The organism is Mycobacterium paraintracellulare, from assembly GCF_000276825.1.
GTDB lineage: Bacteria > Actinomycetota > Actinomycetes > Mycobacteriales > Mycobacteriaceae > Mycobacterium > Mycobacterium intracellulare.
This window is the reverse complement of sequence record NC_016948.1, coordinates 2,084,120-2,107,463: the sequence shown is the minus strand read 5'-3', so window position 1 is coordinate 2,107,463 and position 23,344 is coordinate 2,084,120. Positions and strand designations below refer to the sequence as shown.

Annotated in this window: 26 protein-coding genes; 15 read left to right on the top strand and 11 right to left on the bottom strand. The window is 67.5% G+C overall.

The window, feature by feature from the left end:
• Position 1 precedes the first annotated feature (1 nt).
• Together arsB and OCQ_RS09845 are read right to left on the bottom strand one after the other, a co-directional pair.
• Entirely contained in the window at positions 2-1,510 is a 1,509-nt protein-coding gene (gene arsB, locus OCQ_RS09850) for an ACR3 family arsenite efflux transporter (RefSeq protein ID WP_179960067.1), read from the bottom strand.
• Positions 1,498-1,854 carry an ArsR/SmtB family transcription factor gene (locus OCQ_RS09845; RefSeq protein ID WP_014384456.1) on the bottom strand — a complete coding sequence of 119 codons (357 nt, stop codon included), beginning with the start codon at positions 1,852-1,854 and terminating at the stop codon, positions 1,498-1,500. The genes arsB and OCQ_RS09845 overlap by 13 nt, the downstream gene beginning before the upstream one ends.
• A gap of 74 nt (positions 1,855-1,928) precedes the next feature.
• On the opposite strand from OCQ_RS09845, the gene OCQ_RS09840 reads away from it, so the two are divergent.
• A complete protein-coding gene (locus tag OCQ_RS09840; RefSeq protein ID WP_041784940.1) occupies positions 1,929-2,441 on the top strand; it encodes a lipoprotein LpqH in 513 nt (170 codons plus the stop codon).
• Between the two features lie 44 nt (positions 2,442-2,485).
• Positions 2,486-3,475, top strand: coding sequence for an alpha/beta fold hydrolase (locus OCQ_RS09835; RefSeq protein ID WP_014384453.1), 990 nt, complete (start codon positions 2,486-2,488; stop codon positions 3,473-3,475).
• Between the two features lie 12 nt (positions 3,476-3,487).
• Here the strand turns inward: OCQ_RS09835 and OCQ_RS09830 are convergent, their stop codons facing one another.
• Both OCQ_RS09830 and OCQ_RS09825 read right to left on the bottom strand, forming a co-directional pair.
• Positions 3,488-4,693, bottom strand: coding sequence for a cytochrome P450 (locus tag OCQ_RS09830; RefSeq protein WP_014384452.1), 1,206 nt, complete (start codon positions 4,691-4,693; stop codon positions 3,488-3,490).
• A gap of 37 nt (positions 4,694-4,730) precedes the next feature.
• Positions 4,731-5,393, bottom strand: a complete 663-nt coding sequence (locus OCQ_RS09825; RefSeq protein ID WP_008255744.1) for a TetR/AcrR family transcriptional regulator — start codon at positions 5,391-5,393, stop codon at positions 4,731-4,733.
• A gap of 196 nt (positions 5,394-5,589) precedes the next feature.
• Between OCQ_RS09825 and OCQ_RS09820 the strand changes: the two genes are divergently transcribed.
• Both OCQ_RS09820 and OCQ_RS09815 read left to right on the top strand, forming a co-directional pair.
• Positions 5,590-6,378 carry a spirocyclase AveC family protein gene (locus tag OCQ_RS09820; protein WP_008255742.1) on the top strand — a complete coding sequence of 263 codons (789 nt, stop codon included), beginning with the start codon at positions 5,590-5,592 and terminating at the stop codon, positions 6,376-6,378.
• A 76-nt stretch (positions 6,379-6,454) separates the two neighbouring features.
• Positions 6,455-7,567 (top strand): ABC transporter substrate-binding protein, encoded by a 1,113-nt coding sequence (locus OCQ_RS09815; protein ID WP_014384450.1) that lies wholly within the window; start codon positions 6,455-6,457, stop codon positions 7,565-7,567.
• A gap of 71 nt (positions 7,568-7,638) precedes the next feature.
• On the opposite strand, the gene OCQ_RS09810 is transcribed toward OCQ_RS09815, so the two are convergent.
• Genes OCQ_RS09810 through OCQ_RS09800 form a run of 3 tightly spaced genes read right to left on the bottom strand, consistent with a single transcriptional unit; the run spans position 7,639 to position 10,081 of the window.
• Positions 7,639-8,613 (bottom strand): LLM class flavin-dependent oxidoreductase, encoded by a 975-nt coding sequence (locus OCQ_RS09810; RefSeq protein WP_014384449.1) that lies wholly within the window; start codon positions 8,611-8,613, stop codon positions 7,639-7,641.
• 45 nt (positions 8,614-8,658) lie between these two features.
• The gene (locus OCQ_RS09805) at positions 8,659-9,735 is read right to left on the bottom strand and encodes an NAD(P)H-dependent amine dehydrogenase family protein (RefSeq protein WP_014384448.1); all 1,077 of its coding nucleotides are present in this window, start codon (positions 9,733-9,735) and stop codon (positions 8,659-8,661) included.
• A gap of 13 nt (positions 9,736-9,748) precedes the next feature.
• Entirely contained in the window at positions 9,749-10,081 is a 333-nt protein-coding gene (locus OCQ_RS09800; protein ID WP_051019735.1) for a hypothetical protein, read from the bottom strand.
• A gap of 153 nt (positions 10,082-10,234) precedes the next feature.
• Here OCQ_RS09800 and OCQ_RS09795 point away from each other — a divergent pair, with 153 nt between their 5' ends.
• Together OCQ_RS09795 and OCQ_RS09790 are read left to right on the top strand one after the other, a co-directional pair.
• Complete coding sequence (locus OCQ_RS09795; RefSeq protein WP_041784939.1) at positions 10,235-11,329, top strand: NAD(P)H-dependent amine dehydrogenase family protein; 1,095 nt, start codon at positions 10,235-10,237, stop codon at positions 11,327-11,329.
• A 66-nt stretch (positions 11,330-11,395) separates the two neighbouring features.
• Complete coding sequence (locus tag OCQ_RS09790; RefSeq protein ID WP_407937425.1) at positions 11,396-12,535, top strand: MalY/PatB family protein; 1,140 nt, start codon at positions 11,396-11,398, stop codon at positions 12,533-12,535.
• 11 nt (positions 12,536-12,546) lie between these two features.
• Here OCQ_RS09790 and OCQ_RS09785 read toward each other — a convergent pair whose 3' ends face one another.
• The gene (locus OCQ_RS09785; protein WP_014384443.1) at positions 12,547-13,275 is read right to left on the bottom strand and encodes a DUF2652 domain-containing protein; all 729 of its coding nucleotides are present in this window, start codon (positions 13,273-13,275) and stop codon (positions 12,547-12,549) included.
• Between the two features lie 111 nt (positions 13,276-13,386).
• Between OCQ_RS09785 and OCQ_RS09780 the strand changes: the two genes are divergently transcribed.
• The 6 genes from OCQ_RS09780 (at position 13,387) to OCQ_RS09755 (ending at position 18,227) form a co-directional block, all read left to right on the top strand.
• The gene (locus tag OCQ_RS09780; protein WP_008255736.1) at positions 13,387-14,292 is read left to right on the top strand and encodes a haloalkane dehalogenase; all 906 of its coding nucleotides are present in this window, start codon (positions 13,387-13,389) and stop codon (positions 14,290-14,292) included.
• A 178-nt stretch (positions 14,293-14,470) separates the two neighbouring features.
• Positions 14,471-14,956, top strand: coding sequence for a MarR family winged helix-turn-helix transcriptional regulator (locus OCQ_RS25960; RefSeq protein WP_014384442.1), 486 nt, complete (start codon positions 14,471-14,473; stop codon positions 14,954-14,956).
• Positions 14,957-15,159: 203 nt separating this feature from the next.
• Positions 15,160-15,876: an NAD(P)-dependent oxidoreductase gene (locus OCQ_RS09770; protein ID WP_009952291.1), complete on the top strand. Its 717-nt coding sequence runs from the start codon at positions 15,160-15,162 to the stop codon at positions 15,874-15,876.
• Between the two features lie 19 nt (positions 15,877-15,895).
• The gene (locus OCQ_RS09765; RefSeq protein WP_009952292.1) at positions 15,896-16,264 is read left to right on the top strand and encodes a DoxX family protein; all 369 of its coding nucleotides are present in this window, start codon (positions 15,896-15,898) and stop codon (positions 16,262-16,264) included.
• On the top strand, positions 16,261-16,686 hold the full coding sequence (locus OCQ_RS09760; protein ID WP_009952293.1) for a hypothetical protein: 426 nt from the start codon (positions 16,261-16,263) through the stop codon (positions 16,684-16,686). The genes OCQ_RS09765 and OCQ_RS09760 overlap by 4 nt, the downstream gene beginning before the upstream one ends.
• Positions 16,683-18,227, top strand: coding sequence for a multicopper oxidase family protein (locus OCQ_RS09755; RefSeq protein WP_009952296.1), 1,545 nt, complete (start codon positions 16,683-16,685; stop codon positions 18,225-18,227). Before OCQ_RS09760 ends, OCQ_RS09755 begins: the two co-directional genes overlap by 4 nt.
• A gap of 31 nt (positions 18,228-18,258) precedes the next feature.
• Here the strand turns inward: OCQ_RS09755 and OCQ_RS09750 are convergent, their stop codons facing one another.
• Complete coding sequence (locus OCQ_RS09750) at positions 18,259-18,987, bottom strand: 3'(2'),5'-bisphosphate nucleotidase CysQ (RefSeq protein ID WP_008255731.1); 729 nt, start codon at positions 18,985-18,987, stop codon at positions 18,259-18,261.
• A 146-nt stretch (positions 18,988-19,133) separates the two neighbouring features.
• Here OCQ_RS09750 and OCQ_RS09745 point away from each other — a divergent pair, with 146 nt between their 5' ends.
• Positions 19,134-19,721, top strand: a complete 588-nt coding sequence (locus OCQ_RS09745; RefSeq protein WP_008255730.1) for a hypothetical protein — start codon at positions 19,134-19,136, stop codon at positions 19,719-19,721.
• Between the two features lie 51 nt (positions 19,722-19,772).
• On the opposite strand, the gene OCQ_RS09740 is transcribed toward OCQ_RS09745, so the two are convergent.
• A complete protein-coding gene (locus OCQ_RS09740) occupies positions 19,773-20,948 on the bottom strand; it encodes a thiolase family protein (RefSeq protein ID WP_014384439.1) in 1,176 nt (391 codons plus the stop codon).
• 151 nt (positions 20,949-21,099) lie between these two features.
• Between OCQ_RS09740 and OCQ_RS09735 the strand changes: the two genes are divergently transcribed.
• Together OCQ_RS09735 and OCQ_RS09730 are read left to right on the top strand one after the other, a co-directional pair.
• A complete protein-coding gene (locus OCQ_RS09735; RefSeq protein ID WP_014384438.1) occupies positions 21,100-22,230 on the top strand; it encodes an NDMA-dependent alcohol dehydrogenase in 1,131 nt (376 codons plus the stop codon).
• Between the two features lie 29 nt (positions 22,231-22,259).
• Positions 22,260-22,652, top strand: coding sequence for a DoxX family protein (locus OCQ_RS09730; RefSeq protein ID WP_008255727.1), 393 nt, complete (start codon positions 22,260-22,262; stop codon positions 22,650-22,652).
• A 252-nt stretch (positions 22,653-22,904) separates the two neighbouring features.
• On the opposite strand, the gene OCQ_RS09725 is transcribed toward OCQ_RS09730, so the two are convergent.
• The gene (locus tag OCQ_RS09725) at positions 22,905-23,264 is read right to left on the bottom strand and encodes a bleomycin resistance protein (protein ID WP_014711398.1); all 360 of its coding nucleotides are present in this window, start codon (positions 23,262-23,264) and stop codon (positions 22,905-22,907) included.
• Positions 23,265-23,344 lie beyond the last annotated feature (80 nt).

Below are 23,344 nucleotides of genomic sequence, written 5' to 3'. Positions count from 1 at the left end.
ATCACTGTCCTTTCGTGGCGGGCACATCGATCGTCATCGTGATCCCGAGCAGCTCCCGGATGAGGGCATAGACATGCTCGGCGATGTCCTCGCGGATTTCCCGCACCGTCTCGACCGGCTGACCGGCGGGGTCGCGCAGGGGCCAATCGCGGTACGAGACGCCCGGGAAGAACGGGCAGGTATCACCGCAGCCCATGGTGATGACGACGTCGCTCGTCCGCACCACGTCGGCGTCGAGTGCTTTCGGGACGTCGGTGATATCGATGCCCCATTCGGCCATCGCGGCCACCGCCGCGGGATTGATCTGATCGGCGGGTTCCGTTCCGGCGGAACGGACGTCGATGCGGTCGCCGGCCAGGTGGCGCAGCAGCGCGGCGGCCATCTGGGAACGACCGGCGTTATGCACGCAGACGAACAGGACGCTGGGCCTGTCGGCGCTCGACCGCGAACCGTCGGCCGCACCAAAGAGCCGGGGCCGCAAGGCCAGGGAAACGTAAACCAATGCGACCAGGATCGGCACTTCGATCAGGGGTCCCACGACGCCGGCCAGCGCCTGACCCGAGGCGGCGCCGTAGGTCGCGATCGCCACTGCGATCGCGAGCTCGAAGTTGTTGCCGGCGGCGGTGAACGCCAGGGTGGTGGTGCGCGCATAGCCGAGCCGCAGCAGCACCCCCAGCGCGTATCCGCCGGCCCACATGATCGCGAAGTACGCCAGCAGCGGCAGCGCGATCCGGGCGACATCCCAAGGACGGGACGTGATTTGGTGGCCTTGCAGCGCGAAGAGGATGACGATGGTGAACAGCAACCCATACAACGCCCAGGGCCCGATCCGCGGCAGGAAGCGATTTTCGTACCAGCCGCGGCCCCTGGCGCGTTCGCCGAGGTGGCGCGACAGGTACCCGGCCAGCAGGGGCAGCCCCAGGAAGATGAGCACCGATTTGGCTATCTGCCAAGCGGATACGTCGATGCCGGTCGTGCTCAGCCCCAGCCACCCCGGGAGCACGGACAGATAGAACCAGCCCAGGGCGGCGAACATGACGACCTGGAAGATCGAATTCAGCGCGACCAGGACCGCCGCGGCCTCGCGGTCCCCGCGGGCGAGGTCGTTCCAGATGATGACCATGGCGATGCAACGCGCCAGCCCCACGATGATCAGCCCGGTGCGGTACTCCGGCAGATCCGGCAGCAGGAGCCAGGCCAGCGCGAACATGACGGCGGGTCCGACCAACCAGTTCAACGCCAGCGACGTCGCCATCAGTTTGCGGTCCGCGGTCACGGTATCGAGCTGGTCGTACCGAACTTTGGCCAGGACCGGATACATCATCACCAGCAGCCCGATCGCGATGGGCAGCGAGATCCCGTCCACTTGAACGGCGCTCACCGCCCCTCCCAGGCCGGGGACAAGCCGGCCCAGCAGCAGGCCGGCGACCATCGCCATTGCGATCCATCCGGGCAGGAATCGATCCAGCGTCGAAAGCCGCGCGCTCACCGCCTCGTTCATGAGCGGCATCCCGCGCCCGACAGGGCGTCGACGTGCAACACCGACGAAAGCTGTTGCAGCGCTTCGGGAACCACCCAGTAGTACACCCACGTGCCGCGCCGTTCGCAATCCAAGAGCCCCGCCGACCGCAGCGTTTTCAGGTGATGGGAGATCGTCGGCTGCGACACGTCGAACGTCGGGGAGATCTCGCAAACACAGGCCTGACCGCCCGGGTGGCTGGCGACCAGGCTCAACAGCCGCAACCGCACCGGATCGCTGAGCGCCTTGAACATCGCCGCCAGTTCCGCGGCTTGCGGCTCGGCCAGCGCGGCCGCCCCCAGCGCCGGGCAACACGCCGTGGTTTGATTCGACATGCATCTATATAAACGCATATCGAATCAGAAGGCAAGGTTCTATAGTCCTCATGACCGTCTAGCGGAGGACCGATATGACACACCCTCGGCCGTGGATCGTTCGTGCGGGTTCCGCGCTCGGCGCGCTGGCGCTGGGGGCGAGCCTGCCGGCCTGTTCGGGCAAGGAGAGTCAGCCGGCGAGTCCCCCCAGTTCGACACCGGCTTTGACGAGCACGACCGTGATGATCGATGGGAACAAGCACACGCTCATCGCCGCGGTCGACTGCACGAGCTCGGCGGCCCAGCCGAATGCGTCGCCGCCGGAATCGGGAGATCTCACGACCCGCATCAGCGTGCACGACGACGCGGCGTCGGTGTCGCTGGCCGTCTCGGACGAACGGCCCCCCACCGTCGACGGGTTCGCGATTTCACTCAAGCTGCCCAATGGCCAATATCAGCTGCCCTATCAAGGCACCAATTCGCCGACGCAGGTGCAGGCGACCAAGGACGGCAAGGGCTACACGATCACCGGAACGGGCCAGGCGACCACGCCCGGGCAAAGCGGCGTGCGCGACGTGAGGTTCGGGATCCACGTGACGTGCCCCTAGCCGCCGTGGTTGTCTGCCGCGGCCCCCTCTGAGAGGCTGACAGCTTGGACATCTTCGCGCAGTGGCAAAACGGCGGCACCCAACTTCGTTGGCGGTCGACCACCGCGGCCAACGAGGCCAGAGAAGTCACGATCTTCAGCCGCCGTTGCGGCACGCCCGGCGCGCCCGCGCTGGTGCTGGTGCACGGCTTTCCGACGTCGAGCATCGACTACTTCGCGCTGGCGGCCGAACTGCGCGCGGAGTTCGACATCTACCTGCTCGACTTTCCCGGCTACGGCCTGTCCGACAAACCGCCCGAGCCGTATGTGTACTCGCTGTACGACGACGCGCGGCTGCTGGTCTACGCCATCACCGAGGCGTGGCAGCTCACCGACTACCGCATGCTCACCCACGACCGCGGCAGCAGCGTGGGGATGATCGCGCTGGGCATGCTGGCAGCCCTTGATCCGCCGTCGCTGCCCGCCGACCTGATCGTGACGAATGCCAATATCTACCTTCCCCTTTCGAACCTCACCGCGTTCCAGACCGCGCTGCTCGATCCCGGGACCGGGCGCGCCACCGCGGCGGCGACGACGCCGGAGATGCTGGCGGCCGGTTTGGGCGCCAGCACGTTCATACCGCGGCGGACATTGGACGATCCGGAGATCGCCGCGCTGGCCAAGTGTTTTGCCCACAATGACGGAATCCGCGTGCTGCCCGATACCATTCAATACCTCCACGAGCGCGCCGCCGACGAAACCGGTTGGCTGGAGGCGCTTTCCACCAGCGAAGTCAACACCACGGTGGTGTGGGGCCTCCACGACAACGTGGCCCCGTTGCGGGTTCCCAACCACGTCTGGCAGACCTATCTGAAGAACAAGCCGGGCCGCAATCGCTACTGGGTGGTGCCGGGCGCCGACCATTGTCTGCAGTGCGACGCCCCGGAACAGCTCGCGCAGATCGTGCGCCTCACCGCCGACGGCGGGGACATCCCGCTGCAGACGCTGGGAAACCGGCCCGACGGCGCGGTGTTGGTGGACCGGAGCGAGCCCTAGCGGTGCCCCGGCTCAACGAGTGACCACCGGCAGGCGCGCCCATCCGCGCACGCTCGCGGTGTGCGCACGCTCGGCGTTGGCGTAGTCGACCTCCCAGTCCGGCCAGCGCTTGAGCACCTCCTCGAAGGCCACCCGCGCCTCCATCCGGGCCAGCGCCGAGCCCAGGCAGAAGTGCAGGCCCTGCCCGAAGCTGAGGTGGCCGCCCGCCTGCCGGTGGATGTCGTAGCGGTCCGGATCGGCGAACCGCCGGGGGTCGCGGTTTGCGGAACCGTTGAGCAGCAACATGAATGACCCCTCGGGGACGACACGGCCGTACTGCTCGGCGTCCTGGGCCACGTAGCGTGCCTGCACCGGCGACGGGGGTTCGAAACGCAGCGTCTCCTCGATCGCGCCCGGGATCAAGGACGGGTCGGCGACGAGCTCGCGGCGCTGCTCGGGATGGTCCGACAGCAGCTGTCCCATGAAACCGATGAGCCGGGCGGTCGTCTCGTTGCCGGCGCCGGCGATCATGGCGGTGTAGGCCAGCACCTCGGTGCGCGACAGCGGGCGCCGGGTGCCGTCGGGCTCGTCGATCTCGGCCCGCAGCAGCTCGGTCATCAGGTCGTCGGAGGGATGACTGGCCCGCCACTCGATGTACTCGGCGAACAGGGCAATGGAGTTCGCGAAGATGTTCGCGTCGACCGCGGCGGGGTCGCTGTCCGTGGACAGTTCGATGTTGGCGACGCTGCGGTCGCGGATCTTTTCCTGGTCGGCCTCGGGGATGCCCAACAGGTAGCCGATGGTCCGCATCGGCATCATCGCCCCGAGGTCGGCGATGAAGTCGAAGCCGCCGGCGCCGACGAGCGGGTCAAGCTCGCGGACGCAGAACCCACGCACCAGGTCTTCGACGGCCAGCATGCGCCGGGGCGTGAAAACACGCGAGAGCAGGCGGCGGTGCAGATCGTGCAGCGGGGGGTCCTCGAACAGCAGAATGCCGGGCGGCACTTCGATATTGGCGAACAGGATGTCGGCGGTGGTGCCCCGGCCGGATCGGTAGGTCTGCCAGTTGGGCAGTTCGCGCGCCACGTCTTCGTAGCGGCTCAGCGCGTAGAAGTTGTACTTCTCGTTGTAGTACAGCGGCGCTTCTTCGCGCATCCGCTTCCATACCGGGTAGGGGTCGTCGTCGATGACGGAGTCGAAGGGGTCGTAGTACAACTCGATCGCGCTGGTGTCTGCCATGAACCAATTCCTCTGAGTAGAGCGGTCTTTCGAAAGCTCAGCCGTTCCTGTGCAGGAAGCCGTGCAAGATGGCCTGGATGAGTTCGTCGACGATGGTCTCCCTCGACGGCGGCTCGGTCCCGAAGTAGGTCGACCGCAACGCCGCCATGCCGGCGATCATCGCCACCGTCGAGTGGGCGGGCAGGTCGGGATGGTCCGAGCGCAGCCCGCGCAGGTGCATGCCCTCGGCGCTGATCTGCCCGAGCGCCGTGACGGCCTGCCGGATCTCGGCGATGCCGGCGTCGGCCTTTTCCTCCTCGGACAGCGCCTCGGATGCCATCAGGGTCAACAGCAGGCCCTGATGCTCGACGAACACGTCGTAGAGCTGCCCGACGAACCGGCGCGCCAACTCCTCCTCGTCGGTCTCCTCCGGGACGACCGACTGCCAGGTCCGGCGGAACTCCTCGACGAAATCGGTGAAGGGCAGGACGAGCGCCTCACGGAACAACGCCGCCTTGGAGCCGAAGTGGCGAAACAACAGATGCTCGGTAACGCCTGCGGCCTGGGCGATTTCGCGCGTCGTCGTGCTGCGGTAGTCCTGGCGAGCGAAGCGGGCCCGGGCGGTGTCGAGCAGCAGCTTGCGCGGAGCGCCGCGGGGCCGGCGCACCGAGGCCGACGCCTCCGCCGCGCCGCGTTTCGTGCCGGACGACCGCTGAACCACGTCACTGCCTCCTCACCCGATGGTTGACTCCCTTTAGGATAGTAGGCACTATCTAATCAGTCGAGCTCGAATCGGAAGGGATTGCGACTGTGGGCGCTGTCATCATGCTGGGCACGCTGTTCGGCTTGATCGTTGTGATCTTCGGGCTGGTGCTGCGCTTCGACCCGCAGGCACGCCGGAGTCAAGGGGTCGACCGGTGAGCTCCCAGATGACGCCGGTGATGCAGGCGGCCAGCGATTTCGCGCTCGTCGGCGGCATCACGTTCACCGCCCTCGGGATCTATCTGAGCGTGCGCCAGCGGCGCGTGCACCCCCTTCTGCTGCTGTGCATCTCGGCGATGTCGTTCTCGTGGATCGAGGCCCCCTACGACTGGGCGATGTACGCGCAGTTCCCGCCGGCCATCCCCCGGATGCCGTCGTGGTGGCCGCTGAACATGACGTGGGGCGGGCTGCCGCTGTTCGTTCCCGTCGGCTACATCTCCTACTTCGTGCTGCCGGCCGTGACCGGCGCGGCCCTGGGCCGATGGGTGGCCGCCCGGTTCAACTGGCGCAGACCCCAGACGCTGTTGGTGGTCGGACTGATCGTCGGCTTCTGCTGGGCGCTGTTCTTCAACGGGTTCCTGGGCGCCAAGCTCGGCGTGTTCTACTACGGCCGCGTGATTCCCGGGCTCGCGATCCGCGAGGGGACCCTGCACCAGTACCCGCTCTACGACTCGCTGGCGATGGGCATCCAGATGATGCTCTTCACCTACCTGCTGGGCCGGACCGACGACCAGGGACGCAACGTCATCGAGATGTGGGCGCAGAACAGGTCGAAGAACCGCGTCACCTCCTCGATCCTGTCCGTCGTCGCCGTGATCGTCATCGGAAACGTCCTCTACGGCGCCGTTTTCGCGCCCCACCTGGCAACCAAGCTGGGCGGCTGGGTGACCACCGAGCCGCCGGCGGGCGAGCTGTTCCCGGGCGTCCCGAACCAACCGCGCTAGCGACGAACGTGGAGTTGTGGCGCGGAATCGCGACCATTTCGCGCAACAACTCCACGCTCGGCACCAAGGAGTTCAGATGAGCTACGAAAGCAAGGCCGAGCCGATCAAAATCGGCTACCTGATGGACTTTCGGCTGCCCGAGGGCTTTCCCACAACGTATTTCGAGGACCTGACGCAGCCGTTCGACCTGGTCTTCGGCAAGGGCGTCGAGCAGGGGCTGATCGATCGCCCGATCGAGATCGTCTACCGCGAGGTGGAGGGGTTGCCGAAGGGATCGGTCAAAGCGGTCATCGACGCCTACGGCGAGTTGTGCGACGAGGGCTGCCTGGCCGTCTTCGGCCCCAACATCGGCGACAACGCGATCCCGACGCGAGAGGCCATCGAGGAGCGTTTCAAGGTTCCCTGCATCAGCGTCACCGGGTCCGACGTCGCGCTCGGCGAATGGTTCTTCGCGTTCCCGATGGGCTCGCACACCGACGAGCCGATCTTCTGGTCCGACCTGCTGGCCAAGGGCGGCCACACCGAGATCGGCGTGCTCGTCGAGCAATCCCTGGTCGGCGAGGCCTACCTGAAGAACCTCCGGGATGCCTGCCGCCGCAAGGACATTCGCATCGTCGCCGAGGCGCCCATCGCGCAGACCGCCGGCGACGTGACCGCCGCCGTGCGGGCGCTGCACGAGGCGAAGGCCCAGGCCATCGTGCACTGCGGGTTCGGCTTCGGGATCGTGTTCGTCAACCCGGCGCTCGACGCGCTGGGTTGGGATCCGCCCCGGTTCTGCGGGACCGCCTTCCAGAACGCATGGCTCAACCCGGTGATGTGGAACGCGTTCATGGGCTGGACCGGGGTCGACCAGTACGACGAGGGCAACGTCGTCGGGCAGAAATTCCTGGACGAATACCAGCAGGCCTACGGGCGGCGCCCGGAATGGTGTGTGCCGGTGGTGAATCGCGACGTGGCGTTCACCCTGTTGCGGGCGCTCGCGGACGCGCACCCGTTGAGCCCGCGGGGGGTCAAGGAGGCGCTCGAGCGCGTCAAGATGATGCCGGCCGCGTCCGGCGCCCCGGGAACGCGGGTGTCGTTCGGCAACTGGTCGCGGCGCGCCTGGGTGGGGGCGGGGTACCTGGTGGCGCGGCGGCTCGACGCCGACGGCGTCAATTCACACCTGGTCGATCGCTTCGGCGAGGAGTAGCCGCCGAGCGTCGAGTTGTTGGGCGAAATCGCGAGCATTTCCCGCAACAACTCCACGTTCGGCACGAAAAATTACGACAGGGCCTCCGGGAGCACGACCTCGCCCACCCGCTTGAGATAGGGCCACGCGATGTCCGGTGGCAGCCCGCCGCACAGTGGCGACAGGTTGAGCACCTGACCGGCCTTCACCCGCGAAACCGCCTCGGGAACAGAGATAATCACGTGTGACGTTCCGGTCTCGCGTAGCTCGTCGACGGTGTTCACGTGCGAGAAGCCGGCCGTCGTCTCGTCGCCGGGGTTCCACGCGGCGTAGGTCCGCACGTCGTGCAGCAGGTGGTCGCCGATCTCTTTCCACGCCCGATCGACGTCGTCGGCGACGAACACGACCGACGGGGTGTTGCGGTCGGGAAACATGGTGGGGCCCGGCGTGTGGCCGTGCTCGCGGCAGGCCTCCTCATAGGCCTCCCGGATGCCCGGGGCGTTGGCGTTGCCCAGCATGCCCAGGCCGTACCTGCCGGCCCGGCGGGCCGCCGCCAACGTTCCCCCACCCCACATCAGCCCCGGGCCGCCGGGGGTCAGCGGGCGCGGCGTCACGGTGATCCGCCGCCCGTCCTCGATCACGGTTTCACCGGCGAGCAATCGCCGCAGCAGCGCGAGTTTCTCGTCGCAGACGCGACCGCGCTTCTTGATCGGCACGCCGAAGTGCTCGAACTCCTCGGGCCGGTAGCCCAGGGCCAGGATGTACGACGCCCGGCCATTGCTGATGATGTCCAGGACCGCCATGTCCTCGGCGAGGCGCACGGTCTCGTAGAACGGCAGGATCAGGATCAGGCTCAGCGCCAGGCGCTGCGTGCGCGCCGCCACCGCCGAGGCCAGCAAGAACGGTGACGGCAAATACCCGTCCTCGGAGCCGTGGTGCTCACACAGCACGGCGGCAAGACCGCCGTGCTCCTCGGCCCAGGCCGACATTTCGGGCGCCGCGGCGTACAGATCGGTTGGGGCCGCGGCCCATTCGGGATCGCGCATGTCGAAGCGCAGTGTGTACACGGCAAACTCCTAGGTGGCCTAATCTTGGTGATGCACGTTACACCTTCAGTCGAAGGCGTAAAGCGGCAGCGTCATCGGAATGTCCAGCGAGCTCAGCAGGCCGGCGGGTGCGGTGACCACATACGGGATCGCGTTGACCACCCGCATCGCCGTCGACGCCATGGCGGCGTGCCCCGCGCCGTGGCCTTCGGCCTCCCCCATCCTCATCTCGCAGTGGACGTCGGGATCGCCGTCGATGTCGACCCGATAGGTGGCGTCGGACTCCGAGGTCGGCCAATCGGGCGCGACGTCGCGGGCCATCCGGATGACGTGTTCGATCACGATGGCCTCGCGACCGTTCACCACGCCCGCCGCCCGGGTCCGCACGGCGCCGCAGGTGCCCGCCTTGATGGTGCCGAATGCCACCTCGATGTCGCGGTCGGCCAACCGTCGGTCCAGGGAGCCACGCACCTCTTCCACCTCGACCCCCAGGCCGCCGGCGATCAGGTATATCGGTGCCTGCCAAGCCATTTCGATGAAGCCGGGCGTGGCGAGCATCGGCTGAAACTCCAGCGGGTGGCCGAATCCCATCCCGTTCATCATCACGTCGGCCACCGGGTAGTGGTCGTTGAGCGCGACCTCGCTGGCCGTGATGGTCCGGATGCGCTTCGACTGCGTCGTCATCAGCAGCGCGAGCTGATCGGAGGCGAAGCCGGGAAAGATGCCCGACGCGTAGAACGAGGCGCCGCCTGCGGTGGCCGCCGCCTCGAGCTGGTCGCGCCAGTCCGGGGCGAAATACGACGGCGGATGCACCAGGCTGGTCGACGACGTCGACACGACGTTGATGCCGGCCGCCAGCAGCCGCAGATAATCGGGCACCGCCCCGTCGCGCTCGGGACCGCTGGCCGCATACACCACGCAGTCCGGCTTGCACGCGATCAGGGCCTCGGCGTCGTCGGTGGCCGCCACCCCGAGCGGGTCGCCACCGGCCAGCTCCCCCGCGTCCCGGCCGACCTTGTCCGCCGAATGTACCCATACCCCAACGAGTTCCAGGTTTGGGCGCCGGTTGACGGCGTCGATCGCGACCTTGCCGACGCCGCCGGTGGACCACACGACGACACGCAGAGGCTGTTGGATCGACACCGGTGCTCTCCTTTTATTGGGTGGCGGCGCGCGCGGCGCGTTCTAGGTAGGGCCAGGCGACGTCGGGGGCGCTGCCGCCGCACAGCGGGTGCAGCGGCAGCGGCCGGCCGCCACGGACGTACTCGGTTGCCTCGGCGGTGGTGAAGATGCGGTAGGGGCCGCCCTCCGCGCGCAGTGCGTCCCCGCCGTCGGCCCGGGTGATGCTGGCCACCCGGTCGTCATGGGGGCGGTAGGACGCGGCCATCACCGCGTCGTGCACCAGGTGCGGGCCCAACTCGTCCCCGGCCCGGCCCACGTCGTCGGCCACGACGCCCGGAGGCGCGAAAAACTCGGATTCGGCCCTCACCGCTGCAGACTAACCTAAAATTTGTTCGTTAAGATAGTGTCTGCTTTCTTAAACCTGACCGCTCGAACCGGCCGCGCGCGTCGCGAACACACGAAAACCGCGGCGGCCGTTGGTCTTAGACCAGCGGCTGATATGGACTTGAGGAGAAACGAGATGACGACTCATCGCGTGGTGGTGTGGGCGACCGGCGGCATCGGCTCGATCGCCATCCGCGCCCTCGCCCGGCGCCCGAATCTGGACCTGGCCGGCGTCTGGGTGCACTCGGACGACAAGGTCGGCAAGGACGCGGGCGAACTGGCCGGCGGGGAGCCGATCGGCGTGGCAGCCACCAACGACGCCGACGCGCTGATCGCGTTGAAGCCCGACTGCGTCATCTACGCGGCCAGCGGCCCGGAGCGCGACGCGCTGGCCATCCCGGACTACGTCAAGCTGCTCGAAGCCGGGATCAACGTCGTGACGACCAGCACGACGCGGCTGGTCAACCCGCACGCCTACGAACCGGCGGAGTGGCGCGACCAATTGGTCGCCGCCGCCAAGCGGGGCCAGGCATCGCTGTACGCGTCCGGGATCGAGCCGGGCTTCGCCGCCGACTACCTGCCGCTGGTGCTGTCGACCCAGTCGTCGGTCATCGAAAAGATCCACTCGTTCGAGATCGGCCTCTACGACGATTACGGGGTTCCCGACATCATGAGCGACGCGCTGGGTTTCGGCCGCCCGCTCGACTACCAACCCTGGATCGGCTTTCCCGGCGCGATCGCCGGCGAATGGCAGGGCCAGATCCGGTTGATCGCCGACGCCCTCGGGGTCGAAGTCCAGGAAGTCCGTGAGGGTTTCGATCGCGCGGTCACCAACCGGACGCTGGAAGTCGCGATGGGCACCGTCGAGTCCGGAACCTGTGGCGCGCTGCGGATGCAGGCGATCGGGGTGGTCGACGGCCGCGAGGCCATCGTCATCGAACACGTCACCCGGCTCGCCCACGACGTCGCGCCCGACTGGCCCATCGGGATCGGCGACCTGTCCTATCGCGTCGTGATCACCGGCGACCCCGACCTCGACTGCACCCTGGCGGCGACGCTGCGGGATCCCGGCCGGGCCGGGATCGCGGGCATGACCTCGGGGGCCGGCGCGATGGTCGCCACCGCGATGCGCGTCGTCAACGCGGTGTCGTATGTCGTTGCCGCGAAGCCGGGATTGCTCAGCTCGGTCGACCTGCCGTTGACGATTCCGAAGCACGCGTTCGCCACATAATCTGCCCGAGTGACTTTTAATCCCTTCGAGGAGCTCACGCTCGAGCAGTTGCGGCTTCGCACCAGCATGAAATGGCGGGCGCATCCCGCCGACGTCCTGCCGCTGTGGGTCGCCGAGATGGACGTGCACCTGCCGCCGACGGTGGCCGAGGCGCTGCGCAGGGCCGTCGACGACGGCGACACCGGATACCCGTGCGGCACGGCGCTGGCGGAGGCGGTCAGCGAATTCGCGGCGCGGCGCTGGGACTGGGACGACTTGGAGGTGGGCCGCACCGCGCTCGTTCCCGACGTCATGCTCGGCATCGTCGAGGTGTTGCGTCTGGTCACCGATCGCGGTGACGCCGTCGTCGTCAATCCCCCTGTGTACGCACCGTTTTACGCGTTCGTGGCGCACGACGGCCGCCGCGTGATCGAAGCGCCGCTCGCCGAGGGGCGCATCGATCTGGGCGCGTTAGCGGAGGCCTTTTCCCGGGCCCGCGCGACGCACGGGAACGTGGCCTACCTGTTGTGCAATCCGCACAACCCGACCGGCACGGTGCACACGCCCGAGGAGCTGCGCACGGTGGCCGAACTCGCGCGCGGATACGGCGTCCGCGTGGTGTCCGACGAGATCCACGCGCCCGTCATCCTGCCGGGATCGCGGTTCACCCCCTTCCTGACCGTCCCCGGAGCGGAGAACGCCTTCGCCCTGACGTCGGCGTCCAAGGCCTGGAATCTGTCCGGGCTGAAGGCGGCGGTGGCGATCGCCGGGCCGGAGGCGGCCGCCGACCTGGACCGGATGCCGGAGGAGGTCAGCCACGGGGCCAGCCATCTCGGCGTCATCGCGCACGCCGAGGCGTTCCGCAGCGGCGCCGACTGGCTCGACGCGACGCTGTCCGGCCTCGACGCTAACCGGAAGCTGCTGGGCGAGTTGGTCGCCGTGCAGCTGCCCAGCGTGAAATATCAATGGCCACAAGGCACTTACCTGGCGTGGCTGGACTGCCGGGCACTCGGTATCGACGAAGAGGAAAGCGATGGCCTCGCGGTGGTCGCCGACCTGTCCGGACCCGCCCGCTGGTTCCTCGAGCACGCCCGGGTGGCGCTCAGCTCCGGCCACGTGTTCGGCACCGGCGGAGCCGGGCACGTGCGGCTGAACTTCGCCACCTCACGCGCCATCCTCACCGAGGCCCTGTCGCGCATGGGCCGCGCCCTCGCCGGCGCTCAGTAGCGGCGCGGGGGCTACGCGGAGATTTCTTCGGTCCCGCGCCCCAAGTTGCGGAACCCCTCGCCGGGCTCCCGCATGCCCAGGGTGAACGGCAGGGTGTTGAACTCCAACTTCATCGTCGCGCCGAGCCGGCGCAAGAAACTGCGCTCGGACTCCACGGCGGGAACCTGCAACGACGCGAGGTCGATGTAGTGCGTCGACGTTTCGCCGATGCCGTCGAACACGTGCAGCATGGGTGTGCACAGCCCACGCATCGACTCGTCGAGGCATTCCGCGACGGGATCGGTCATGAGCACGTATTCGGCTACCGGCACCATGTTTTTCAGCATTCGGTGCACCAGGATTACATCGAAGCCGGCCAGCTCGACATGGCGCTTCACCTTCTGATCCGCCACCTCGCCCACGTGCACGACGAACTTGAGCGACAGCTTCTCCAGCTGCGCGCAACTCGCGCACTGGCAGGCGATGTCGTTTTTCATCCGCTCCCGCCGCTCCAGGAACGACGTGCGCATCCGTGACAGCCGCTCGCACACCACCACTTTGGCGTTGGTGTCCGGCGCCCAGAAGAACGCGGCGTCGCCCTCGAGCTTGGCCAGCTTCAGCCCCTTGGCGGCGTTGATGACCGACTCCAGCAGGCCCGCGACCGTCAGCTGGGCGTGGGCAAGGTGCGTCCGGTTCCACTGCATGTAGTGCGTGTAACCACCGATGTCGGCTATGAGCAGAACCGCGCGCCGAATTGCCATGAATAAGCCAGTTTAATGGCCAGCGCGGCCCAGCTCAATGAATCTCCCACTAGACGAATGCGCCTCGGCGAGAGAGGCTAGCAGAGGTGCCGGTTCACCGGAGGAGCTGATATGCATGTGCTGCGAACCCCGGACTCCCGTTTCGAAAACCTGGAGGGCTACCCGTTCGTAGCGCATTATCTCGACGTCACGGCAAGCGACACCCGGCCGCTGCGCATGCACTATCTCGACGAGGGGCCGATCGAAGGGCCGCCGATCGTCCTGCTGCATGGCGAGCCCACGTGGAGCTATCTGTACCGCTCCATGATCACGCCCCTGACCGACGCCGGGAACCGTGTGCTGGCACCCGACCTGATCGGTTTCGGCCGGTCGGACAAGCCCAGCCGCATCGAGGATTACACCTACCAGCGGCACGTGGAATGGGTGGTCTCGTGGTTCGAGCACCTCAATCTGTGGGATGTCACGTTGCTCGTGCAGGACTGGGGATCGTTGATCGGCCTGCGCATCGCCGCCGAGCAGCCCGACCGCGTCGGGCGGCTGGTGGTGGCCAACGGTTTCCTGCCCACCGCGCAGCGGCGCACCCCGCCCGCCTTCCATGCCTGGCGCGCCTTTGCGCGCTACTCCCCCGTGCTGCCGGCGGGACGCATCGTGGGCGCCGGGACCGTCCGCCGGGTGTCGTCGAAGGTGCGGGCCGGGTATGACGCCCCCTTCCCGGACAAGACATATCAGGCCGGGGCCCGCGCGTTCCCCCAGTTGGTCCCCACCTCGCCCAGCGATCCGGCGATTCCGGCCAACAGGAGGGCGTGGGAGGCGCTCGGGCGCTGGGAGAAGCCGTTCCTGGCCATCTTCGGTGCGCGCGACCCCATCCTCGGGCAAGCGGATACCCCGCTGATCAAGCACATCCCCGGCGCCGCGGGCCAGCCGCACGCCCGCATCAACGCCAGCCACTTCATCCAGGAGGACCGCGGACCCGAACTGGCCGCACGCGTCCTGTCGTGGCAGCAGGCCCTGCTCTGAGAGACCTTTATGCGCAGCGGCTCTTGCGGGGGCGGGCGCGGCGGGATCGACACGCCACGGCAACGGTCAAGAACTGTACCGGCCGATGACGATCTTGTAGGATGATAATCCCTGCACTGGCAACGCTTCGTACGTAAAGCGTTGCGGCGCAAACAGTCCAGTAGTCGAGGAGCCGACGTTGCCCAAGCCGCCGAGTGAACATCACTCCGGCATTGCTGAACTCGACGAACGAATCCCGTTTCTCCTCGCGCAACTCGGCGCCCATATCAGCAGCGACTTCCAGCGCCGGCTTTCGTCGATAGGGGCCGACCCCCGCACGTACGCAGTTCTGCTGGCACTCGCTAGTGCCGACGGCCAATCCCAGCGTCAGCTCTCCGAACGCCTCGGGATCCACCGCAATGCCATGGTTGTGGTCATCGACCAGCTTGAACAGCGAGGACTCGCAAAGCGGTTACCGCACCCCGAGGATCGGCGCGCGGTCGCTGTCACGCTCACCGCCAAGGCCCGCCGCCTGCTGCCCGCGCTGCATGAGCAGGGCCGCGACCTCGAAAACGAAATAGCCGCGCCCCTGTCTGCGAAAGAACGCGACACGCTGCGCCGCCTTCTTCAGCGCGTCGCCGCGGGGGCAGGGCTCATTCCCGGAGTTCATCCCCAACTGGCGTGATCGCCGGTCATTGACCAATCGGCGGGCGCGACGAGGCAACGCGCTCGTCGGCCGCATTCCCTAAGCCATACGGCGCGAAGTCACGACACCGTGCTGCCGGCGCCGGGCAGCGCGGCTTCAGTCTCCTTACATTCAGTCTGGCACCGTGCATAATCGTCATGTACCGTGATAATCACTAGTTGTGACAAATTGGGAAGTGAACGATGAAGACGGTCATCTTCGGAGCCAACGGGCCAACGGGCCGACTCGCCGTCAGATGCGCGCTGACCGCCGGGCACGCCGTGGTCGCCGTGACCCGACATCCACGCGAATTCCCCATCACGCACCCGCAATTGACGGTTGTGGCGGCCGACGTGCGGAACGACTCCGCGGTCCGTGCAGCCATCGCAGGGGCCGATGCCGTGGTCTCGGCGCTCGGGGTGCCCTTCGCCCGCCACCGGGTCGACACCTATTCGACCGGAACGACCAACATCGTCAACGCCATGCGTGCGTCGGGGACGCGCCGCCTGATCGTCGTGAGCTCCACGTCGGTACATCCCACGCGACGCCTGCACGCCCCGCGCTTGCTGCGCCTGATCGACCCCATCATCAGGACGACGATCGGTAAGACGGTGTACGACGACATGCGCCGCATGGAAACCATCGTGTGCGGCAGCGGCCTCGACTGGACGATCGTTCGGCCCTCCGGCCTGTTCGACCTGCCCGAACCGACCGACTACATCAGCGGACCCATCGAGCCGGTGGGCGCGTTCACCGCACGTATCGACTTGGCCGACTATCTGATTTCCCTCGTCACCGACTCGGCTTCCCTCCGGCGCATCGTGGTCATCTCGACGACCCAGTCCACCCCGACCCTGTGGCAGATGGTACGTCGAGAGGCACTGTCGGCCAAAGACTCTGACTCGATACCGACGAGATGAATTCCCCGGGGAGGACACGGTGCACACCGCATATTTGATCGTGACATTCACTGCGATCGCCTTCGATGGATTCTCGGGTATCGCGGCGCTGGTTCACTTCGCGCCGATTCTGCCCGGGATGGCGAGCGCGGGCGTGCCGGTGTCGTGGTTGAGGTTTCCTATCGGCACCCTGAAGACATTGGGAACCGTGGGACTCATCGTGGGCCTGTGGATACCGGCAATAGGCATTGCCGCCGCTGCGGGGTTGGTCATATTTTTTGTGTGCGCCGTGTACACCCATGTGCTGGCCCACGACATCACGGGCCAGATGATGTTCGGCGGATTCCTGCTGGCGCTCAACTGCGCCGCCCTCGGCGTGGCGATTGCAGCACACCCGGCGGTCCTGTGAACGCCGGTGGCCGGCGAGGCCCGACCACACGGGGACCGCTGCTGTTGGCGCGTGCCAGCACCGCATCGATGGTGGTGCTCGCGCTCGCGCAGGCCACTTTGGCGGGCAATTTTCTCGGCGGCCAGTACGACGCGCTGATGCTGCACTCGCTCGGGGCGAAAGCGATCACCCTCACCTCTGCGGTGCAAGTCGCTATCCTCGCCTGGATCTGGCGTCTCGGCGGCCCGCGGGGCGCGTTCTTGGGCGGCGTGGCGCAGACGTTGTTGCTCGTCGCCGAGTTCGCCGCAGGCGAACTGCGACTGACTGCCGTACACGTTCCGCTGGGCGTATTGCTCGTCGTCGGGATTGTCCAAGTGGCGACGGTGATTTGGCGCACCCCGCTGCCGGCTCGGCGCGCCGTCGACGGCGAGGTGGCACCGTGAAGCGGCGCACCCTGCTGCGCGCCGGCTTGCTCACGGCGGGCGTCGGTGTCGCAGGAGCGGGATGGCCCGCGGCGCAGCTGGCGCTGGGTCCCGCCGAGCCCGGCAAGCTGCTGCGCAGCCAGGTACCATTGCCGCCGCTCTACCGGACGCGGTTGCCGATCCCAATTCGGCTGGCCCCCGTCGCCAGCGACGCCGCAAGCGATTACTACGAGATCACCCAGTGCGCCGCCGATCTGCCGATACTGCCCGGCCTCACGACGCACGCCTGGACGTATGGCGGAACCTTTCCCGGTCCCACAATCGTCTCCCGGTCGGGTCGGCGCACCGTGATCCGCCACCACAACGCGTTGCCCGTTCCCGTTGCTGTGCACCTTCATGGCGGCCATACCCCGCCCGACAGTGACGGTTATCCGCTCGACCTCATCGAACCACAGGGCCCGAAGGTCACTCCCGGTGACGGCGGCATGGCGGCGGGAATGTCACGCAATTCCGTTGTCGGGCAACGCGAATACGTCTACCCCATGCAGCAACGCGCGGCGACGCTGTGGTATCACGACCACCGAATGGGCTACACCGGCCAAGCCGTCTGGCGTGGGCTCGCGGGATTTCACCTCGTTCACGACGATGAAGAGCTGGCCCTGCCGCTGCCGAAGGGTGATCGCGACATCGCGCTGATGATCACCGATCGATCGTTTGCCGCGGACGGCTCGTTCCAGTACCCGCTCGCCGACGGCGGTGAGGTCGCCGCCCCCTATATGAACGGCGTGCTCGGCGACGTCGTACTGGTCAACGGCGCGCCATGGCCCGTGCTCGACACCGATCCCGCACGGTATCGATTCCGAGTACTCAACGCCTCCAACGCCCGCCGCTACCGATTGCGGCTCGACCCGCCACCACCCGAGGGACCGCCGTTCACCCAGATCGGAAGTGACGGTGGGCTTCTGAGCAGTCCGATCACGCATGACGCGATCGACATCGCGCCGGCCGAACGCTTCGACGTCGTCGTCGACTTCTCCCGCTACCGTCGCGGCACCCGGGTACGGCTCGTCAACACCCTTGGCGCACAGTCCACTACGGAGGTCATGCGCTTCGACGTCCTCGGCACCGACCGCTCAGACGAATCAAGCATTCCCGAACGGCTCAGCGAAAGCGTTGCACCCCTGGACCGGAGGCGTGCCACGACCACCCGCACCTTTCTGTTCGGACAAGGCCGGGCCGGTGTGTGGACGATCAACAACAAACCCTACAAGCCCGGCACTCCGGTTGCGACGCCGCGCATCGGCGATGTCGAAGTCTGGCGCTTCATCACCGACATCCGGCATCCAATCCACGTCCATCTCAACCCGTTTCAAGTCTTGTCGCGCAACAACAAGCCGCCCGGGCGCTTCGATCACGGTTGGAAAGACACCGTCGACGTGGCCCCGGCCGAAGCCGTGGAAGTGATCGTGCGGTTCACCGACTATCGCGGAACCTATCTGGTCCACTGCCACAACCTCGAGCACGAGGACATGGCCATGATGGCGGATTTCGTCACGGTCTAGCGGTCCCCTGGACGCAGGCCGGCGCGGCCGGTCAGCCGGTAACCGCGAGTACGGCCTCCGCGAGCTCGGGACGACACACCACGAGGTCCGGCAGCTTCGGGTCCGGCTGGTTGTAGGCCAGAGCGGACCCGTCGATGCGGGAGGTGTGCAGCCCCGCGGCGCGCGCCACCGCCACCGGGGCGGCGGAGTCCCATTCGTACTGCCCGCCGGCGTGCACGTACACATCGGACAAGCCCTGGACGATCGACGCCACCTTGGCGCCGGCCGAACCCATTTCGACCAGAACGCCGTCCAGGGCGTCCCGGACGTTCAGCGCGATGGCGGGCGGGCGGGTGCGCGAGACCACGATCCGTGGCTTGCCCGGCGCCGCCGGAGGCGACGCGATGTCGGGCGTGGCGAACGTGATGCCCTGCGCCGGCAGCGCCACGGCGCCGGCAACCAGCTCGCCGGCCTCCCATAACGCGACGTGCACCGCCCAGTCGTCGCGCCCGAGCTCGGAGAACTCCCGCGTCCCGTCCAGCGGATCGACGATCCAGACGCGCTCCGCGCGCAACCGCACCGGGTTGTCGGCGCCCTCCTCGGACAGCACCGCGTCGCCGGGGCGCTGCGCGGCGAGCGCAGCCATCAGAAAGTCGTGGGATCGCTTGTCCCCCGCGGCTTTCCGTTCGTTCGCTTCCGCGTCGGCGAACTCCTGCCGGACCCCGAGCAGCAGCTGGCCCGCGTCGGTGGCCAACCGCGCGGCCAGGTCATGGTCATTCATCGGCATCTCCACGGAATCCTTGATAAGTTGGCAGCGATGACCAACTTTACCCTGAGAAGCCATCGCGGGTTGCCACCCCCGACCAGAAACTGGTCCGTAATCTGGTGGTTGTGAGCGGCAACGCCAACGTCCCTACATCGAGGCGGTTGCGGCACATCTCGCGGGGGCGTTTGATCGCGATCGGCATCGCGGCGGTCGTGCTGGTCGGGGTTTTGGCCGTCGTGGGGGTGCGCGTAACCGAAGGCAACCACAGCGCGACGGGTCCCACCACCAGCCCACCGCTGTCGGCACCGGAGAGCTTCGCCATCCCCGGCTGCTACAACCCGTCCGTCCCTCCGGTCGCGCGTCCCAAGAAGCTCAACGTTCTGGGGTGCGCCAGCGTGGCGGTTGCGCTGCAGGACATGTCGTGGAGCTCCTGGGGACCGCAGGGCGCCGACGGGACCGGCACGGCCGTGTTCAAGCTCTGCGACCCGAATTGCGCGACGGGATCTCAGCTGACCGAGCCGGTCGTGGTGCACGCGTGGAATCCACAGCCGCCCCGGCGCGAAGCCATCTGCCAGGCCGGCCTGGAGATTTTCGCCGACATGATCCTGGCCTTCCCCAAAGACGTCCCGCCGCCGTCCGTGCAGCAGATGAACACGCAGTACGACGGAAAACCGGCCGTGCACTTCGCCAACTACGCCAGCGGCGACACGCGCGGCACCCAGTTCATCGGCTACACGTTCTGTAACTGACGCCGCTAGACCTGATGGCGGCGACCCGCTTTGCCGCCCTCGCGATCGCCGCTAGACCTCGATGACGACAGCGCCGCCCTGGCCGCCGCCGGCGCACATCGCCGCGACGCCGATGCCGCCGCCGCGGCGGGCCAGCTCGTAGGCCAGCGTGGTCACCATGCGCGCGCCGGAGGCCGCGATCGGGTGGCCCAGGCTGCAGCCGCTACCGGAGAAGTTCACCTTCTCCTCGTCGAGGCCGTATTCCCGGCACGCCGCGATCGGCACGGACGCGAACGCCTCGTTGATCTCCCACAGCGCCACATCGCCGGGCGACAACCCGGCGCGCTGCAACACCTTTCCGATGACCTTGACCGCACCCAGGCCGCAGTCCCGTGGCGGCACGCCCGCGGCGGCCCACGCCCTGACCGTGCCCATCACGTTGAGCTTCTCCGCGTCGGCGTACTCGCGGTCGACCAGCGCGACCGCGGCCGCGGCGTCATTGGTGCCGCTGCTGTTGCCCGCCGTGATCGAGAAGCCCTCGATCTCGGGGTGCAATACCTTGAGGCCGGCCAGCTTTTCGACGGTGGTGTCACGGCGGGGGTGCTCGTCGACGGCGAACTCGATGACCGAACCGTCCGCCTGCGAAATCTTCAGGGGCAGGATCTCATCGACGAACTTGCCCGCGTCCTGCGCCGCGACGGCGCGCTGATGCGAGCGGGCCGCCCAGGCGTCCATCTCCTCGCGCGTGATGCCGACGGTCTGGGCGGTGTTCCAGCCGACCGTGATCGACATGTCCTTGGCCGGCGCGTCGGGCGTCTCGACGTGCGTCGGCGGCATCCACCGCTCCTCGAACTTCAGCTCGGGTCCGGGGATGCGCCAGTTGGTCAGCGGCGTCATCGACAGCGACTGCACGCCGCCGGCGATCAGCACCCGCTCCATGTCGGAACCGATCTGCGCCGCCGCGTTGCCGATCGCGGTGAGGCTGCCCGCGCAATGCCGGTTGACGGATTGACCGGGGACATGTTCGAGGCCGGTCGCGGTGGCCGCATACCGCGCGAGATCGCCGCCCCCGTAATGGGATTCGGCGAAAATGATGTCATCGATGGCGGCCGGGTCCACACCGGACCGGCGCACCACCTCGGGAAGGACCGCGGTGATCAGCGTCTCGGGCGGCGTGTTGACGAGCGTCCCCTTGAAGGAACGGCCGATCGCCGTTCGGACGGCTCCAACGATGACGGGTTTACCCATGTTTACAACCTCGAGCGGTCTGGCGGCGTTCAGTCGCGGCGAATCGTTTCAAATACTGTATAGACAATAGTATTGGTCTAAGTTCGGTGGGGGCCGGTCTGTGACCGCGCTAACAATTAAGCGGTTAGTACACGTTCAGGAGGCCTCCCCGTTGAAAACCAAAGGCGCCCTGATCTGGGATCTCAACGAACCCTGGGTGATCGACGAGATCGAGATCGGCGATCCCCGCCCCGGCGAGGTGACGGTCCGGTTGGAGACGGCAGGGTTGTGCCACTCCGACCACCACCTGCTGACCGGTGACTTTCCCATCCCCTGCTTCCCGGTGCTCGGCGGGCACGAGGGCGCCGGGATCATCACCGAGGTCGGCGAGGGCGTCGAGCACCTAGCCGTCGGCGACCACGTGGTCATGTCGTTCATCCCCTCCTGCGGCAAGTGCACGCCGTGCCAGACGGGGCTGCGCAACCTGTGCGACCTGGGCATGGGATTGCTGTCGGGTCAATCGGTGTCCGACGGATCGTTTCGGGTCACCGCGCGGGGCCGCGACGTCATCCCGATGTCACTGCTGGGGACGTTCGCGCCGTACGCGGTGGTGCACCAGACCTCGGTGGTCAAAATCGATCCCGCGATCCCGTTCGACGTGGCCTGCCTGGTGGGCTGCGGGGTGACCACCGGCTACGGCTCGGCGGTGCGCAGCGCGGCGGTCGCACCGGGTGAGGACGTCGCTGTCATCGGCATCGGCGGCGTCGGCGTCGCCGCGCTGCAGGGCGCCCGCATCGCCGGGGCCCGACGGATATTCGCCGTCGATCCCTACGAATGGAAGCGCGAGCAGGCGCTCAAGTTCGGCGCCACAGCGGCTTTCGCGGACGTGGGCAGCGCCGCGGCCGGAATTGCCGAGGCGACGCGAGGCATGATGTGCCGCAAGGTAATCGTCACCGTGGGCCACGTGGAGGGCAAAGACGTCGAGTCGTGGATGGCGCTGACGGCCAAGGGCGGAGTATGTTGCCTCACCGGCATGGCCAGCGTGTTGGCCAACGACGTCACCCTCAACCTCGCCGGGCTCTCGCTGCTGCAGAAGAGCTTGCAGGGCAGCATTTTTGGTGGCGGCAATCCCCAGTACGACATCCCGGCGATCCTCGAGTTGTACAAGCTGGGGCAGCTCAATCTCGACGACATGGTCACGCGGGAGTACACCCTCGAGCAGATCAACGACGGCTATCGGGACATGCTCGAGGGGCGCAACATTCGCGGCATCATCCGCTACACCGACGCCGACCGCGGGTAGGCCGTGGCCGCAATGGGCACAATGTCTCCATGACAACGAGACCCCTCGCCGGCCGTGACGCCACCCAGCGACTCGCCTTCCGCGTCGCGGCGATGCTGCTCGGCATCGGCACCCTGCACTTCGTGGCGCCCAAACCGTTCGACTCGATCATCCCCGTCGAACTGCCCGGCAGCCCGCGGCTGTACACCTACGGGTCGGGAGTGGCCGAGCTGGCGATCGGGGCGCTGCTGGTGCCGCGACGCACCCGGCGAACCGCCGCGCTGGCCGCCGTCGCCCTGTTCGTCGGGGTCTTCCCGGGCAACGTCAACATGGTCCGGTTGTGGTGGGACAAGCCGTGGGCGATGCGGATCGTGGCCCTGGCCCGGCTGCCGCTGCAGATTCCCATGATCACCACCGCGCTCAGGATCCGGCGCGAGAGCTGACGCGCGCGTCGCGGCATCACCGCTTGTTGACCACGGCCGTCACGTAGGGAGCTTTGGCGCCGCCCGGGGAGGATGACCGCAAATGCCCACCTCCGAGCGACAACCGCGCGGGGTGGTCCGGTGTTGGGGCGGTGTCCCGCCGCTCCCGCTCGGATTGTCGCTCGGAGGTGGGCATTTCGTCTGTCGCCCGGCGGAGGGACGCGTGTTGCGCCTGTGACCACTGCGCCACGAAGCCGGCGCGACGGCCGAAGATCAGGTCAGGGGCGAGCCGACCCGGTGCGCGGTCCCGTCGGGATCGACATAGGCGAACTCCCGCAATCCGTAGGGCGTGTCCTGCGGCGCGATCAAGCGGCCCTCGAGATTCTCCAGCGCGGACCACTCGGCGTGCAGCGCGTCGGCGTCGCTGACGTAGAAGTACACGCTCGCGGCGGTGCGCAACGGGTCGTGTTCGTCCCACTCGGTGAGGTGCAGCGACACCGACCCGCGGTCGACGAAGCCGTAGCGGTCCGGGCCGTCGTATGCGCGCGCGTCGAACCCGAGCCGCCGGTAGCGGTCCAGGGCGACATCGAGATTCCGAACGGGGACGATCGGCGCGACGGACGCGAAGTTCACTGCGGACACCCCGCGAAGATAGCGCTTCGCGCCGAACCGGCGCGCCGCGGCCAGTGCTGTCGTATGCTCCACCGCAAACG

Bases quoted from the DNA above. Each gene is read 5' to 3' on its own strand.
- arsB (WP_179960067.1), bottom strand. From the start codon at position 1,510: ATGCCGCTCATGAACGAGGCGGTGAGCGCGCGGCTTTCGACGCTGGAT.
- OCQ_RS09845 (WP_014384456.1), bottom strand. From the start codon at position 1,854: ATGTCGAATCAAACCACGGCGTGTTGCCCGGCGCTGGGGGCGGCCGCG.
- OCQ_RS09840 (WP_041784940.1), top strand. From the start codon at position 1,929: ATGACACACCCTCGGCCGTGGATCGTTCGTGCGGGTTCCGCGCTCGGC.
- OCQ_RS09830 (WP_014384452.1), bottom strand. From the start codon at position 4,693: ATGGCAGACACCAGCGCGATCGAGTTGTACTACGACCCCTTCGACTCC.
- OCQ_RS09815 (WP_014384450.1), top strand. From the start codon at position 6,455: ATGAGCTACGAAAGCAAGGCCGAGCCGATCAAAATCGGCTACCTGATG.
- OCQ_RS09795 (WP_041784939.1), top strand. From the start codon at position 10,235: ATGACGACTCATCGCGTGGTGGTGTGGGCGACCGGCGGCATCGGCTCG.
- OCQ_RS09790 (WP_407937425.1), top strand. From the start codon at position 11,396: ATGAAATGGCGGGCGCATCCCGCCGACGTCCTGCCGCTGTGGGTCGCC.
- OCQ_RS09785 (WP_014384443.1), bottom strand. From the start codon at position 13,275: ATGGCAATTCGGCGCGCGGTTCTGCTCATAGCCGACATCGGTGGTTAC.
- OCQ_RS09780 (WP_008255736.1), top strand. From the start codon at position 13,387: ATGCATGTGCTGCGAACCCCGGACTCCCGTTTCGAAAACCTGGAGGGC.
- OCQ_RS09770 (WP_009952291.1), top strand. From the start codon at position 15,160: ATGAAGACGGTCATCTTCGGAGCCAACGGGCCAACGGGCCGACTCGCC.
- OCQ_RS09750 (WP_008255731.1), bottom strand. From the start codon at position 18,987: ATGAATGACCATGACCTGGCCGCGCGGTTGGCCACCGACGCGGGCCAG.
- OCQ_RS09740 (WP_014384439.1), bottom strand. From the start codon at position 20,948: ATGGGTAAACCCGTCATCGTTGGAGCCGTCCGAACGGCGATCGGCCGT.
- OCQ_RS09730 (WP_008255727.1), top strand. From the start codon at position 22,260: ATGACAACGAGACCCCTCGCCGGCCGTGACGCCACCCAGCGACTCGCC.